The sequence below is a fragment of the Moraxella boevrei DSM 14165 genome, assembly GCF_000379845.1.
GTDB classification, from domain to species: Bacteria; Pseudomonadota; Gammaproteobacteria; order Pseudomonadales; family Moraxellaceae; genus Faucicola; species Faucicola boevrei.
In genome coordinates, this window is the sequence record NZ_KB903770.1 from 129,552 (window position 1) to 144,157 (window position 14,606).

Here is a 14,606-nt window from a genome sequence, read left to right on the forward strand (position 1 = left end):
TACAAAAGCTAATTATTACAAGTAATAAAATAAAACTTGTCATCAAAGTAATTTATGCTAAAATTTAGGGATTTTTGTTAAGAATATAGATTTTTATGTCAAAGTTACTAGATGATTATCCGCATTTCACCAAACAAATTCAAATCAATAATAGGCGTTATCTGGGTAATAAGTTTGCGTTGTCTGATTTTATTAAAAACACTGTTGAAAATCATTGCAAAAATATTTCCAGTGTTTGTGATATTTTTAGTGGAACAGGAGCTGTTGCCAATATTTTTTTAGATAAAAAAATAATTACAAACGATATCTTATATGCCAACTACATTAGCAATTGTGCATGGTTTTTGCCACAAGATTATGATAATCAAAAAATGATTGATCTAATTTATGAATTTAATAGTATTCATACCTCCGAAAATAATTATATGCGTAAGAATTTTGCCAATACATTTTTTTCGGCAGATAATTGTAGTAAAATTGGCTACATTCGTGAAAATATTGAAATTTTGTACACAAATAAAGACATTAATTTTAAAGAATATGCTATCCTGATAACATCTTTATTATATGCGATGGATAAAATTGCTAATACTGTGGGACATTATGACGCTTATCGCAAAAAGATAAAGCAAGATAAGCCATTGATTTTATCACTTATTTTTCCAAATAATAATTTAAATTTAAACAATCAATGCTTTAATAAAGATGCTAATGACTTAATTAAAAGTATAGAATGCGATTTATTATATCTTGACCCACCTTATAACTCTAGGCAATATAGCGATGCCTATCATTTGCTTGAGAATGTAGCAAAATGGCAAAAACCGGCTGTATTTGGGGTAGCTCGCAAAATGAACCGCTCACACATTAAAAGTGATTATTGTACTATTCAAGCAACAAATGCGTTTGAATACTTGATTATTGAAGCGAAGGCGAAATATATTTTATTATCATATAATAATATGGCAAATAAAGGTAATGAACGTTCAAATGCTAAAATTAGTGATGATGATATTTTAAGAATTTTAAGCAAAAAAGGTAAAGTTACTGTATTCGAACAAGATTATAAGCCTTTTTCTACAGGCAAAAGTGATATTAATGACAATACGGAACGCTTATTTTTGTGTGAAGTTTTTCAAAATAAGAAACAAAATTTTATTGCTAGTCCTTTGAATTACCAAGGTGGTAAATTTAAATTATTAAATCAAATTTATCCGTTACTACCAAAGACAACTTATTTCGTAGATTTATTTGCAGGTGGAGCCAATGTCGGCATTAATTCAGATGCTGATCAAATTATTTTAAATGATGTAAATAGAAAAATTATTGAATTATTTGAATTTATTAAAAATACAGATACACGTGATTTATTATTAAAAATTAGTAAAATAATTGAAAAATATCAATTATCAAACACAACTCGATATGGTTACAAATTTTATCATTGCGATAGCGATGCAGGTTTGTCAGCTTATAATAAAGATAATTTTTTAAAGTTACGTCAAGATTATAATCAATCAAAAGATATTTTACTTTTGTATATTTTAATTGTTTTTGCATTTAATAATCAAATTCGTTTTAATAAAAAAGGTGAGTTTAATTTACCTGTTGGTAAGCGTGATTTTAATGAAAAAATGCGTGAAAAATTAATTTTATTTTCTGAAATGCTGAAATCTAAAAATATCAATTTTGCTAATCAAGATTTTAGAAATTTTGATTTAACCATATTGCCAAAAGACACCTTGATTTATTGCGACCCACCTTATTTAATTACATTGGCAGGCTATAATGAGAATGGGGGTTGGCATGAACAAGATGAGAATGATTTGTTAATTTTTTTAGACAAAATTAATAAATTAGGTCTTAAATTTGCTCTTTCTAATGTACTTGTAGCAAAAAATAGAACCAATGATATTTTACAAAATTGGATAAATAACAACCATTATCACTGCCATTATTTAGAAAAAAGCTATACCAATAGCAATTATCAACGCAAATATAAAGAAAGTAAAAGCATTGAAGTGTTAATCACAAATTATTAAGGTGAAAAAATGACATTACCGAATATCGCTTATCAAAGTTTTTGTTGGGTATTGGGCACAACCAGTTTTCGCACTGCCCAACTAAATTTAAAGATTGAATTACAATTAGCCATGTTAGATGAACTACGTAAACAATATCAAACATGGCAATGGAATAGTGCTTTACAAAAAATCTATTATGATTTTATGCAAGAACAATCCTTTATCACAGGTGATGCAACTCGTAAAGATAAAGATGCTAGAGAAAAGACTTCAGGATTGGTCGATATTGGATTATTAACCAATAATCGTGAATTAACTGAAGCTGGACAAATATTGCTAAACACATCTAAGCAACATGATTTTACAACAAACAATTTTTTTGAATTAGAAACGGATAGTTATCTATATCTTAAACAGTTATTAAAAACCAGTTTAAAAGTAGATAATGGTATTGTTCGTCCCTACATTGTTTTAGCCAAACTTTTAACAGAATTTAATTATTTGAGCTATGCTGAATTTACCTATTTCCTACCTTTATGTATATCTGATACAACTACACAAACAATTATAGAACAAATTCCACTCTATCGCCAAAATAAAGTTGGTATTACAGAAGTAATCTATCAGACCTTAAGAAAATTAACTAATATACAAAGTACTTTGAACTTATTAATAAACAATGAAATTAGTGAAGATTTAATTTGTATTATCGGTATGAACCGTAAAAGCCGTACTTACGATAAACCCTATTATGATTTATTTTTAAATCTTGTAGAAGTTTTTGTTAAAAATAATGACAACAAAATTATTGAATTATACCAAGCTATCAAAAAAACCAAACAAGCGAAAAAATGGTTACCTTATATTTTTAAACACACCAATGAAAAATCCGTGAAAAAGTTAGGTAGAAGTGCATTAAATGACAAATCAGAATTTGCAAATTGTCAATTGATATCAGTAATAAAACCCATATTTTTTAAATATTTACATGTTTTTAAAGCCATGTCAACTTTAGAAGATTATTTTGACTTAAATAGACGCTATTTTAATTTAACCAATACACTTATTTTTGATGAACAAAAAGTACAGTTTGATATTTTGCCAAAATATTTTTTTGATGATGTTATTGATGAATTATATCAAGTAGCTTATGAAAAAAATATAAATTTGCATAACAATGTCGACTTAAATCAAATACATTCATCTTTAGTTATTAACAAAAAACAAATTTATAAACAAATTAGTCAAGACTACAGGGTTAAAGTTACAAATTCCAATCAGGTTCATTCTTTATTAAGCTATGAACGTTATCGGCGTTTTACAAAATTAATTAATGAAAGATTTGACAAAAAAACATTATTAAGTTTACTAGATTATTTTGAAAGTCGTAATGATAAAGAAATTCATAAATTAGTTACTGATGAGGCAGATATTCCAACGATTTTTGAGTATGTTTTGGGAATTATTTGGTATGAAATTAGTGAGCGAAAAGGCGACATTTTACAATTTATGAATTTGTCATTAGAAGCCAATTTATTACCAAAAACGCATGCTTCTGGTGGATATGCAGATATTATTTATAAATATGAGCAAACACCACATTATCCAAAGCATGATGTATTAATTGAAGCAACTCTAGCAACTGACAACAATCAACGCAGAATGGAACTTGAGCCTGTATCACGGCATTTGGGCGATTATTTATTAAAATACAAAGAATTCAATGATTATGCGATTTTTATCAGTACCTTTTTACATCGGAATGTTATCGCAGATTTTCGTTCCAGAAAAAATATGCCTTATTATGGTAAAAATGATGAATATTTAGAAGGTATGAAAATTATTCCTATTGATACAGCTTGGCTAAAAATCGCTTTACAGCAAGATAAAAAATATCGTGATTTGTATCGGCTTTTTGATAATTTTCACAATCAAGATATTAAACCGCATGAGTGGTCATCTCACATAAATTTAAATCTATGTGAATGAGTATTGTAAAGCCTTAATCTATTCTTAACTCTGGTTGTTTTTTAACACAACTTGCTAAATTGAATAAATTTGATGATAATAACTGATTAATTTTTGGAGATAACACCATGCAAACCCTGTATATTAGCACCACAAGCCCATACACTCGTATACTGTTAATGATTGCTTATTTACAAAAGATTGATTTGCAATTAAAGTTTGTCCTACCTTGGGAAAATCCGAGTGAATTAACCGCTGTCAATTCTTTTAGCCAAGTACCAGCCTTAGTCTGGAAAACTGGCGAAGTCATCACCGAAACACCAATAATCATTCAAGCAATCGCACCAGAAGTATATAGTACTAATCCTATTTACAATTTGCCACGCATTGCTAAAGCTCTAGGTATTATCGCTCAAGGAGTAAGAGCCTATTCTACGGAACGTTTTGGTGCTACAGGGCAGGCACCTCATCCTTTCGTCTCTCGTTCTACCAATTTATTAAAACAAACTCTGCCAAACCTGCCCAAACTCTCTGCTGATAGTAATGATTGGGGCGATAAAATCTTGTTATGTGGCTTAATTTGGATTAGTATTCGTTTACCAGAAGCATATCAAACGCTAAGTGTAGAAAACCAACAAGCTGTACAAGCCTTTGAAAATAGCGAGCTTATGCAAAAACTCTCAACCAAATCCCTAGAAAGACAACCTTCTTCTATACAACAGCTATAAAAGAAAACAACCGCCAACCAAAATAAGTTAGCGGTTATTTTTAACAAAGATGAAAAGCTAAAATTAATTTTTCTCTTTATCAATAATTTTGCTTTCGGTAATCCAAGGCATCATCGCACGCAGTTTAGCCCCTGTTTTTTCAATCTCATGCTCAGCAGTTTGACGACGGCGAGCGGTCATTGATGGGTAGTTTAACTGACCTTCAGCGATAAACATTTTGGCGTATTCACCAGATTGGATACGTTTTAAGGCATGACGCATCGCTTCACGGGACTTGTCATTGATGACCTCAATGCCTGTCACATATTCGCCAAATTCAGCGTTGTTAGAGATTGAGTAGTTCATATCAGCGATACCGCCTTGATACATCAAATCAACGATTAATTTTAATTCGTGTAAGCATTCAAAATACGCCATCTCTGGGGCATAGCCTGCTTCAACCAAGGTTTCAAAGCCCATCTTAACAAGCTCAACCGCACCACCGCACAGAACGGCTTGCTCGCCAAATAGGTCGGTTTCGGTTTCGTCTTTAAAGGTGGTCTCAATAATACCAGAACGCCCACCACCAACGCCTGATGCGTAAGATAAAGCTACTTGTTTGGCTTGACCTGATGCGTCTTGGTAAACAGCGATTAAGTCAGGAATACCACCACCGTTTACAAACTCTGAACGCACGGTATGACCTGGGGCTTTTGGAGCAACCATGATGACGTCTAAGTCTTTGCGTGGTACAACTTGGTTGTAATGAATGGCAAAACCGTGTGCGAATGCAAGTGTCGCCCCTTCTTTGATGTTTGGCTCAATCACGTTGGCATACAGTTGTTTTTGAAATTCGTCAGGCGTTAAAATCATCACCAAATCGGCACCTTTTACAGCGTCTGCCGTTTCAGCAACTTTTAAGCCTGCACTTTCAGCTTTTTTCCATGAATGTGAGCCTGCACGCAAGCCCACGGTCACATCAACGCCTGAGTCTTTTAAATTAAGAGCGTGGGCGTGACCTTGTGAACCGTAACCGATGATGGCAACTTTTTTGCCTTGAATGATAGACAAATCACAATCTTTGTCATAAAAAATATTTAAACTCATAAGGGTTTCCTTAAAATAATACCCGTCATAAACATAAGGGCGTGGGTTTGTGGTTAAAACAATACAAATATATTAGGTTCTTGGTGTGTTTTTAATGGTTTGGGTTATCATTATATGTCTTTACTCATACTCATCATCTTCCCAAAACTCATTATACACCACATCCAAAGGCAATCCCAACTCTAATGCCTTTTGATATACCGCAATCGGCTTATATACATAAAAAACCATTTGGTCAACTTGGGGTAAGATATAAAACGCCTTATCCACTCCTTGACTTGCCAAAAAGCGATTGGCATCATCAAATAACGCTTCTGGTGTTTCGTAAGCATCTTTAAAGGCATTCATAAATGCCTGTTCATCAACATCGCCAACCGCTAGGTTGTACATATCATTCAATGTATAATAAGGGTCGTACAAATTTTCCGAATCAAAACACCCTTCGGTCAATAGTAATACACCTGATTCGCCATTTGGGTTGGCAAGATTTTCTAAAATATATTGACGCAGGTCATTAACATTGGTATGTACACAACCATCACAATTAAGATTATCCAACCAACCACTCTCTATTAGGATTTGATGCATTGTGGCATTGTTCATAAAATACTCCTTAAAATAATGCCCATAAAACTAAGGGGCGTGGGTTGAATTAAATTTCACCATTTACTCTTTTTAGATAATTATTCACTTTTTTATCAAAAGAATAAATGGCATCATTATCAACAATATGATAAGCCAGCAATAAACAATCCATAAAATCCAATGAGGTTTCTTTAAAAATAGTCAAGGCTTTTATGGTAACTTGAGTATTCTCACTTTCAATAATACTGTTTTCAAACAATACTAATAATTTATCAGCAATGCGTTGGCGGTCAATCTGATACACACTTTGCAATACATGAATAACTTCATAAAGTACAGCATTTAAACAAATAGTGATATGATTATCAATAATATCTTTGGCTTGTAAGCTTAATGTTTCGTGGTCTTGTAATAAAAACCTAAGCACAATATTAGTATCAATCAATACCATACTTTGCCTTAACTGCCATTTCTACTGCTTGCTCTTCCAAAGAAATCAAGGTAGGATTGGCAAATTCAGCCAACCCACCCGCATAATCAGATTTTTTGACAACAGGTTTTACAGAATTGTTAGTAGATTTAAAACTTTGAAATAAATTTGCAAATACGACTTGTGGCTGTGTATTATTTTTTTGACAAAACTCCAAAAGCCAATAAGCATCTTGACCTGTAACTTTAAAATCTAAACTTAGATTTTGCGTTATCATCGTTATTTACCCATTATTTCATAATCACGACATCAAACTGCCAATGTCTTTTCGCCACGAGCGATACCAATCACCCCAGAGCGAACCACTTCCAAAATCTTATCTTTGCCCATGACATCAATAAAACCGTCTAATTTTTCTGAATCACCGACAATCTGAATGGTATAGATACTTGGGGTAACGTCCACGATTTGAGCCCGAAAAATATCCGCATTTCGCTTGATTTCTTCACGATTGACGCCTGTGGCACGCACTTTGATGAGCATAAGCTCTCGCTCAACGTGGACAATCTCTGACAATTCAATCACTTTGACAATTTCAATCAATTTATGTAATTGTTTGGTGATTTGTTCAATTTTCTCAAGGCTGACATTGGTCGTCAAGGTCAAGCGAGACAAGGTTGGGTCGTCTGTTGGGGCGACGTTTAGCGTTTCAATGTTATAGCCACGTTGAGAAAATAATCCGACCACACGAGACAATGACCCTGCTTCGTTTTCCATTAAAACTGAAATTAAATACCGCATTATGAACGCTCCCCTTTACCAAGCCACATATCACGCATGGATTGCCCTGCAATCTGCATAGGATACACGTGCTCATTCCTATCTACAATCACATCAATAAACACAAGCTTGTCTTTTTGTGCCAACGCCCACGCAAGCTGTTCATCAAGTTTTGCAGGGTCTGTGATTTGAATGCCGATATGCCCATAGCTCTCTGCCAATTTGATAAAATCAGGCAAAGAGTTCATATACGACTGAGAATGACGCCCTTCATAAATCATGTCTTGCCATTGTTTAACCATACCAAGTTGGGCGTTGTTTAAATTTAAAATCTTGACAGGCAAATTATACTGCAAACAAGTGGATAACTCTTGAATGTTCATCTGAATAGAGCCTTCGCCTGTGATACACACCACATCACGAGCAGGGCAAGCCAATTTTGCCCCCATCGCATACGGCAAGCCAACCCCCATCGTACCAAGTCCGCCTGAGTTTAGCCATTGGCGTGGCTCATCGTATTTATAATAAAGGGCAGCGAACATCTGATGTTGCCCCACATCACTTGTGATAATCGCCTTGCCATCTGTTAAAGCGTGCAGACGCTCCACGACGTGCTGGGGTTTTATGCCTGTGCTGGTGTCGGTATTGTAGCGTAAGCCATGGCGTTTTCGCCACTCATTAATTTGTGACCACCAGTCATGCAAAGCAGGCTCATCAAGCTTTTGACCGCTGTCTTTGACCATAGCGACCATGGCGGTTAGCACGGTTTTTACATCGCCCACGATTGGCACGTGGACATTCACCGTTTTTGAAATAGACGTTGGGTCAATATCAATGTGAACAATTTTAGCATTTGGGCAGAATTTTTGTACATTGTTGGTCACACGGTCATCAAACCTTGCCCCAACCGCCAAAATCACGTCGGCGTTGTGCATGGTCATATTTGCTTCATAAGTACCATGCATACCAAGCATACCCAAGAATTGACGGTCAGAACCTGCAAATGCCCCAAGCCCCATTAAAGTATTGGTCACAGGCAGATTCAAATGATGAGCAAGCTCTCGCAGTTCATGACTTGCATCACTGGCAATCACCCCACCGCCTGAGTACAGCACAGGGCGTTTTGCCGATAAAAGTAGCTCAACTGCCTTACGAATCTGCCCCACATGACCTTTGATAGACGGCTGATAAGAACGTAAACTCACATTTTCTGGGAAGTGGTAAGGATATTTTTCATTGGGTGCGGTTTTGTCCTTTGGAATGTCAATCACGACAGGACCGGGTCTGCCTGAGCTTGCGATATAAAAGGCTTTACGGATAAGGGTTGGGATTTCGCTGGCATGACGCACCTGAAAGCTATGCTTGACAATAGGGCGAGACACGCCAATCATGTCGCACTCTTGAAAGGCATCATCACCGATAAGACTGGCGGGCACTTGCCCTGCCAACACCACCATCGGAATGCTGTCCATAAAAGCGGTGGCGATGGCGGTAACGGTGTTTGTCGCACCAGGACCTGAGGTTGCCAAAACAACGCCTGTCTTACCTGTCACACGGCTATAAGCGTCCGCCATGTGCCCTGCCGCCTGCTCGTGGCGAACTAAAACATGCTCAATTTTATCTTGTTTAAAAAGGGCATCATAAATGTGTAGCACCGCCCCACCAGGGTAGCCAAAAATATACTCCACCCCTTCATCAATCAAGGCTTGAACCAAAAGCTCAGCCCCAGATAACATCACAGGCATTCCTTGCGAGGCGATATCAGTTTTTTTATCAAAATTGGGAGCGGCGTGGGCGGACTGATTTTCACCAGTCATATTAGGAGATTGCGTTGTATCTACCACTGTCTTCACCTTTTTAATTCCATATAAAATTTATCATAAAAACATTAGATTAGCAGGGTAAATGACAGCTAAAACCCATAAAGGCAAAGTAGAAGAATTTTAAAAAATCACTTGTCTGCTAACCGATAAGTCTAACATTGATTGTAATTCAAAAAATGACAACCATTAATAACAAAAAACGGTAATTTTTTGCTATTGACTAAGTAATGCCTATCATCGTTTTTTTTATTGATAAAGTCAAGAAAAAAATACGTTTGTTTTATATAACTTTTTTTTATGAATTAATTTAAAATAAAAAATTTAAGTTTTAATATAAGTGAGTTTTATCATTTTTTTGGGTTCATTTATCATCTTTTTTTGCGTTATTGTTAAAGTTATGTTAATCTAAGCCACATATTACCGATTTTAATCTTTTTTGGGTAGGAAAACTATGAAATATTTCGCTCTTTTATTGCTTTCTATGACCGCTTTATCAGCCAATTCAGCCACTTATTACAAGTGGACAGATGCCAACGGCACCCCACATTATAGCCAATACGCACCGACTAATGGTGTGGATTTAAACAAGGTTCAAGTGATAAATACCCGTGATATTATGCCGTCAAGCATGACTCAAACTGCAACCACAGGTGCAAACGGTCAACCAACTGCTCCGCTTAGCCCAGAACAACAACGTATCGCTGACCTAGAAGCCCAACAAGCCGAGCAAGACAAAGAGCGTTGTAAATCGCTACAAAATAACCTTGCGAACTTAAATGTTGGCGGTCGTGTCTATGAGATGGATGCTAAAGGCGAGCGTAAATACCTTGACGGACGTGAAATTGAGTTAAAACGTCAACAAGCTCAACAAGCAATTAATCAATATTGTAAATAACCTTGGTGAATTCGGTTAATTGATTAAACATATTCAAAAGAAATCCTTTAAATTAGCAAATAAAGTTGATTTATTTGCTAATTTTTTTAGTTTAAATTTTAAGTTTTTATGAAAATCCCCATCCAAACGCTTGATGCTTTAGATAATTCTGATAATAATTTACATCTTTTAAAAGCTTGGATTAAACAACAAGCGTTAGATTTAGGCTTTTCTGACTGTGGTGTGGTACATCCTGACAATCCGATTTTTCCCGAACAATTAGAAAAACTGCAACAATGGCTTGCTGATGGACATCATGGCAAAATGAAATTTTTTCATGAAAATCAGGATAAACGTGCCAATCCTGCCTTATTGGTTGCAGGCACGCAAAGTATTTTAAGTGTGCGTTTGGATTACTTGGTAACGCCACCACCAAAACGTGCCATTCCCGACAATGACCGCCCCAATCATGCGATTATCGCACGCTATGCTCGTGGACGAGATTACCACAAAATTATGCGAAGTCGTCTTAAAACATTGGCTTTACGCATTCATGAAAAATTAAAAAACGATTATCCATCATTTGCTGATGATTTTGTATTTCGTCCATTTAGCGACTCTGCACCAGTTTTTGAACGTCCTTTGGCTGAGCAAGCAGGGCTGGGTTGGACAGGCAAACACACGCTATTAATTAACCAAAAGAGCGGGTCATTTTTTGTATTGGGTGAGTTATTCACGAGTTTGCCATTACCTGCAGATAGTCCCGTTCAAGCTCATTGTGGTAGTTGTTCGGCGTGTATGGATATTTGTCCGACGGGGGCGATTATTGCTGAACAGCTCGTTGATGCTCGTTTGTGCATTTCATATTTAACGATAGAATTAGACGGTGAAATTCCTGTAGAATTGCGTGCAAAGATGGGCAATAAAATTTTTGGTTGTGATGATTGCCAGTTAATTTGCCCTTGGAATAAATTTGCTAAATTGGCAAAAATTGATGACTTTAACCCACGTCATGACTTGGATAACAGTACTTTGTTGGATTTGTGGGCGTGGGATGAAGCGATATTTTTGGCAAATACCGAAGGCAGTCCGTTACGGCGTACAGGTTATGATAATTTTATGCGAAATATTGCTATCGCTCTTGGCAATGCCCCTTTTGACCAAATAATTATTGAGAAATTAACAGAAAAACGCCCAACCTTAAGTGAAAATGCACAAATTCACATTGATTGGGCGATTAATGAGCAGACGAAAAAATCTAAAGGTTGAAGGTTGACTATTGGCGTTATTGCTCTGATGTACCTAGACTTTTTACCATATAACTCACCGATATTGGATTGGTCAGTTGATTATTATGGCTCAAACCGTTAAATAATTTTTTATGGCGTGCATCTAGCCCCATTGCCATGCTACTATTGGTGTTAACAAGAGCATCAAGCGTCGAGCCTTGCACCGACCAGTCAATGTCTGTCATACCATTAGGTTTAACATTGCCTGATAACCAGCGAAAGTCTGGATTAGTCGGTGATAAACTTTTACATTGAGCATAAATACAAAATGCAGAAACACTCGAACCTAAATGCGGTGTAGCGACCGTAACAGCATCTTCCACCAATATATTGGAAAAACCTGTTTGATATTCATAGCCACCTAAAATCGCACTACGCACGACCAAACCGCCCATAGAATGCCCTAAAACATCCACAGGTTGCCCAAAACGGCTATATTTATCAAACACATAATTGGAAAATACTTGCCCAATGTCACGCCAACTGCTATTTTTGCTTAATTTAGCATTATATTTTGCCAAATTAATATCACAGTTAGTACTATCTTGATAATAAGTAACGGTTAAAAATGGACCAGTAAAACCTTGGTTTTTTAACTCGTTGATAATAGGGCGAAATTTATTGGCACAATCCGTTTTAGCAACAGAATACATCTCCCAACCATGTACTAACAATACAGGGCGGGTTTTGCTTAACTCAACGGCATGAGCAACACTTGCCAAACTAAATAAAGAAATAAACAAAGCTAATTTTTTCATAAAAATCCTTCTTATTCAATTAATTACACATAAACCAAGCCAAAATATCGCATCAGCCAAAAGCCCAATGCAAAAATTGGCATCGCCGACAGTTGCGAGTCAATGCGGTCTAGCACACCGCCATGCCCTGGTAAAATCCGCCCAGAGTCCTTAATGCCTGCATGACGTTTCATCATGGACTCAAACAAATCACCAAATACCGACATCACAATGGTTATCACCGATAACAGCAAAAACAGCCCAATCGCCACGCCTGACCAATCATTTAACAGCCCAAAACTCACACCAAACACCACCAGTACGCCTGTTGCGATACCGCCGATTAAGCCTTCCACGCTTTTGTTGGGTGAGACATGGGGCGACATTTTGCGTTTACCGAGCTTACGACCAACAAAATAAGCACCGCTATCGGCACACCATACTAACACAAACACATATAACAGCCACCATGCCGACACTTGCCATAGGCTATACATGGCGGTAGCGGTAGCGGTAAGCATGATTAAACCCATTGCAATCAAACGTTTACCGTACCAATTTTCGGTTTTATTGGGGAAATTTGCCACCCAATTCACCGCAAACAGCCACAAAATACTTGCTAAGCCCCACCATATTAGCCAAATTTTTGGCAAAAATAAACTCACCAATGCCAATTTTAATACACATAACGCATACATGATATGATGTTTTTGTTGGCGTGGTAATGCCGTCTCGCCTGCCCTGTCACTATACAAAGAGCGATTTGGCAAGCCAGACAATGGTGGTAACATTTTTGCCCATTCGTAGCCTGACACCGTTACCATGATTAACAACAACGGCATAATCAATAGATTGGCACGGGTAGCAAACATTGCCGTTCCCACGATGATTAGCAAGACAATTGCGGTTCTAATGCGTTCCCACATGACCTTTCCTTTTAATCTTCTTCAGATGTTTGTGCGATTTGTTCCGATGTTTTACCAAACCGCCGTTCACGATTGACAAAGGTGGCTATCATCGTATCTAATTCATCACTGCTAAAATCAGGCCACAAGGTTTCGGTAAAAAAAAGCTCCGCATAAGCAGACTGCCATAACAAAAAGTTAGAAATCCGATAATCCCCCCCTGTTCTCACCAACATATCTACCGCAGGTAAATCCGCCAATGACAAATATTTTGCCAACTGGTGTTCATCAATCACATCTGCTGTTAACTGACCATATGCAACCGCTTTGGCTAATTGTCGGCTCGCATTGGTAATATCCCATTGACCGCCATAACTCACCGCAATCACCAACGTCATTTTGTCAAAATGGGCGGTTTTGGCTTCGGCATCTGCCATTAGGGTTTGCAAATGCGGTGCTAATTGACTTCTATCACCGATAAATCGCAAGGCAATTTCATGGCGAAACATGCGGGGTAGTTGGTCGTAAATGGCTTGTTCTAACAACTGCATCAACAACGCCACTTCATTGGGTGGACGTTGCCAATTTTCACTAGAAAACGCGAATACGGTTAACACACGCACACCAATTCTAGCACAATGTTCCACAATTGGGTCAAGGGCATCTTTCCCTGCCAAATGTCCACCACCAGTCGCTAAACCATGTGCTTTGGCATAGCGGTTATTACCGTCCATAATAATGGCAATATGTTTTGGCAGGGCAGATACATCCACAGAAGCAAGCACAGAAGTTGACACTGGGTTAAACTTCCATTAGCTCTTTTTCTTTAGTTGACAATTTTTTATCCACGCTATCAGTGTATTTGTCCGTCATTTTTTGGATAACATCGGTTGCACGGCGTTCGTCATCTTCGCTGATTTGCTTATCTTTTGCCAAGGCTTTTAATTCATTGTTTGCGTCACGGCGTGCATTACGAATAGAGACACGGCTATGTTCCGCTTCGGCACGAGCCAATTTTTGCATATCTTTACGTGTCTCTTCGGTCAATGCAGGTAATGGCACACGGATAACTTCGGCACTCATTGGGTTTAAGCCCAAATCCGACTCACGAATGGCTTTGTCCACCGCTTGCACCATGCTGCGGTCAAACGGTTGTACCAAAAGCGTGCGATTATCTTCCACATTAATACTGGCGACTTGGTTTAATGGCATCTCTGAACCATAAGCAGACACCATAACGCCTGATAAAATCCCTGGATGAGCCCGTCCTGTACGCAGTTTGCTAAACGCATTTTCTAGAGCTTCAATTGCTTTTTGCATTTGGGTTTCGGCTTTGGTTTGTACATCTTTCGTCATAAGATTTCCTTTTAATAAATA

At 37.0% G+C, this 14,606-nt stretch carries 15 protein-coding genes; 5 read left to right on the forward strand and 10 right to left on the reverse strand.

Going from position 1 to position 14,606, the window contains the following annotated elements; translation table 11 throughout:
* Positions 1-95: 95 nt before the first annotated feature.
* The 3 genes from A3G3_RS0100635 to A3G3_RS0100645 all read left to right on the forward strand — a co-directional run bounded on the left by A3G3_RS0100635 (position 96) and on the right by A3G3_RS0100645 (position 4,720).
* Positions 96-2,042 carry a Dam family site-specific DNA-(adenine-N6)-methyltransferase gene (locus A3G3_RS0100635; protein WP_019518608.1) on the forward strand — a complete coding sequence of 649 codons (1,947 nt, stop codon included), beginning with the start codon at positions 96-98 and terminating at the stop codon, positions 2,040-2,042.
* Between the two features lie 9 nt (positions 2,043-2,051).
* Entirely contained in the window at positions 2,052-4,013 is a 1,962-nt protein-coding gene (locus A3G3_RS0100640) for an AlwI family type II restriction endonuclease (protein WP_019518609.1), read from the forward strand.
* Positions 4,014-4,120: 107 nt separating this feature from the next.
* Entirely contained in the window at positions 4,121-4,720 is a 600-nt protein-coding gene (locus A3G3_RS0100645; RefSeq protein WP_019518610.1) for a glutathione S-transferase N-terminal domain-containing protein, read from the forward strand.
* A 63-nt stretch (positions 4,721-4,783) separates the two neighbouring features.
* Here the strand turns inward: A3G3_RS0100645 and ilvC are convergent, their stop codons facing one another.
* The 6 genes from ilvC to A3G3_RS0100675 all read right to left on the reverse strand — a co-directional run bounded on the left by ilvC (position 4,784) and on the right by A3G3_RS0100675 (position 9,337).
* Positions 4,784-5,806, reverse strand: coding sequence for a ketol-acid reductoisomerase (gene ilvC / locus A3G3_RS0100650; RefSeq protein WP_019518611.1), 1,023 nt, complete (start codon positions 5,804-5,806; stop codon positions 4,784-4,786).
* Positions 5,807-5,926: 120 nt separating this feature from the next.
* Positions 5,927-6,409 carry a hypothetical protein gene (locus A3G3_RS0100655; protein WP_019518612.1) on the reverse strand — a complete coding sequence of 161 codons (483 nt, stop codon included), beginning with the start codon at positions 6,407-6,409 and terminating at the stop codon, positions 5,927-5,929.
* A gap of 49 nt (positions 6,410-6,458) precedes the next feature.
* On the reverse strand, positions 6,459-6,842 hold the full coding sequence (locus A3G3_RS0100660; RefSeq protein WP_019518613.1) for a PIN domain-containing protein: 384 nt from the start codon (positions 6,840-6,842) through the stop codon (positions 6,459-6,461).
* The gene (locus A3G3_RS0100665) at positions 6,829-7,098 is read right to left on the reverse strand and encodes a hypothetical protein (protein WP_019518614.1); all 270 of its coding nucleotides are present in this window, start codon (positions 7,096-7,098) and stop codon (positions 6,829-6,831) included. Before A3G3_RS0100665 ends, A3G3_RS0100660 begins: the two co-directional genes overlap by 14 nt.
* A gap of 32 nt (positions 7,099-7,130) precedes the next feature.
* Positions 7,131-7,622, reverse strand: a complete 492-nt coding sequence (gene ilvN, locus A3G3_RS0100670; protein ID WP_019518615.1) for an acetolactate synthase small subunit — start codon at positions 7,620-7,622, stop codon at positions 7,131-7,133.
* The gene (locus tag A3G3_RS0100675; protein WP_026212764.1) at positions 7,622-9,337 is read right to left on the reverse strand and encodes an acetolactate synthase 3 large subunit; all 1,716 of its coding nucleotides are present in this window, start codon (positions 9,335-9,337) and stop codon (positions 7,622-7,624) included. Before A3G3_RS0100675 ends, ilvN begins: the two co-directional genes overlap by 1 nt.
* Positions 9,338-9,875: 538 nt before the next feature.
* On the opposite strand from A3G3_RS0100675, the gene A3G3_RS0100680 reads away from it, so the two are divergent.
* On the forward strand, positions 9,876-10,319 hold the full coding sequence (locus A3G3_RS0100680; protein WP_026212765.1) for a DUF4124 domain-containing protein: 444 nt from the start codon (positions 9,876-9,878) through the stop codon (positions 10,317-10,319).
* Between the two features lie 108 nt (positions 10,320-10,427).
* On the forward strand, positions 10,428-11,567 hold the full coding sequence (gene queG, locus A3G3_RS0100685; protein WP_019518618.1) for a tRNA epoxyqueuosine(34) reductase QueG: 1,140 nt from the start codon (positions 10,428-10,430) through the stop codon (positions 11,565-11,567).
* 16 nt (positions 11,568-11,583) lie between these two features.
* On the opposite strand, the gene A3G3_RS0100690 is transcribed toward queG, so the two are convergent.
* Genes A3G3_RS0100690 through frr form a run of 4 tightly spaced genes read right to left on the reverse strand, consistent with a single transcriptional unit; the run spans position 11,584 to position 14,585 of the window.
* Complete coding sequence (locus tag A3G3_RS0100690; protein ID WP_019518619.1) at positions 11,584-12,345, reverse strand: esterase/lipase family protein; 762 nt, start codon at positions 12,343-12,345, stop codon at positions 11,584-11,586.
* A gap of 23 nt (positions 12,346-12,368) precedes the next feature.
* Positions 12,369-13,250 (reverse strand): phosphatidate cytidylyltransferase, encoded by an 882-nt coding sequence (locus tag A3G3_RS0100695; protein ID WP_019518620.1) that lies wholly within the window; start codon positions 13,248-13,250, stop codon positions 12,369-12,371.
* A gap of 11 nt (positions 13,251-13,261) precedes the next feature.
* Complete coding sequence (gene uppS, locus A3G3_RS0100700; protein WP_019518621.1) at positions 13,262-14,026, reverse strand: polyprenyl diphosphate synthase; 765 nt, start codon at positions 14,024-14,026, stop codon at positions 13,262-13,264.
* A 4-nt stretch (positions 14,027-14,030) separates the two neighbouring features.
* Positions 14,031-14,585 carry a ribosome recycling factor gene (gene frr, locus A3G3_RS0100705; protein ID WP_019518622.1) on the reverse strand — a complete coding sequence of 185 codons (555 nt, stop codon included), beginning with the start codon at positions 14,583-14,585 and terminating at the stop codon, positions 14,031-14,033.
* Positions 14,586-14,606 lie beyond the last annotated feature (21 nt).

Bases quoted from the DNA above. Each gene is read 5' to 3' on its own strand.
- A3G3_RS0100690 (WP_019518619.1), bottom strand. From the start codon at position 12,345: ATGAAAAAATTAGCTTTGTTTATTTCTTTATTTAGTTTGGCAAGTGTT.
- A3G3_RS0100695 (WP_019518620.1), bottom strand. From the start codon at position 13,250: ATGTGGGAACGCATTAGAACCGCAATTGTCTTGCTAATCATCGTGGGA.
- A3G3_RS0100675 (WP_026212764.1), bottom strand. From the start codon at position 9,337: ATGTTATCTGGGGCTGAGCTTTTGGTTCAAGCCTTGATTGATGAAGGG.
- ilvC (WP_019518611.1), bottom strand. From the start codon at position 5,806: ATGAGTTTAAATATTTTTTATGACAAAGATTGTGATTTGTCTATCATT.
- A3G3_RS0100645 (WP_019518610.1), top strand. From the start codon at position 4,121: ATGCAAACCCTGTATATTAGCACCACAAGCCCATACACTCGTATACTG.
- A3G3_RS0100660 (WP_019518613.1), bottom strand. From the start codon at position 6,842: ATGGTATTGATTGATACTAATATTGTGCTTAGGTTTTTATTACAAGAC.
- A3G3_RS0100665 (WP_019518614.1), bottom strand. From the start codon at position 7,098: ATGATAACGCAAAATCTAAGTTTAGATTTTAAAGTTACAGGTCAAGAT.
- frr (WP_019518622.1), bottom strand. From the start codon at position 14,585: ATGACGAAAGATGTACAAACCAAAGCCGAAACCCAAATGCAAAAAGCA.
- A3G3_RS0100635 (WP_019518608.1), top strand. From the start codon at position 96: ATGTCAAAGTTACTAGATGATTATCCGCATTTCACCAAACAAATTCAA.
- queG (WP_019518618.1), top strand. From the start codon at position 10,428: ATGAAAATCCCCATCCAAACGCTTGATGCTTTAGATAATTCTGATAAT.
- A3G3_RS0100680 (WP_026212765.1), top strand. From the start codon at position 9,876: ATGAAATATTTCGCTCTTTTATTGCTTTCTATGACCGCTTTATCAGCC.
- A3G3_RS0100655 (WP_019518612.1), bottom strand. From the start codon at position 6,409: ATGAACAATGCCACAATGCATCAAATCCTAATAGAGAGTGGTTGGTTG.
- ilvN (WP_019518615.1), bottom strand. From the start codon at position 7,622: ATGCGGTATTTAATTTCAGTTTTAATGGAAAACGAAGCAGGGTCATTG.
- A3G3_RS0100640 (WP_019518609.1), top strand. From the start codon at position 2,052: ATGACATTACCGAATATCGCTTATCAAAGTTTTTGTTGGGTATTGGGC.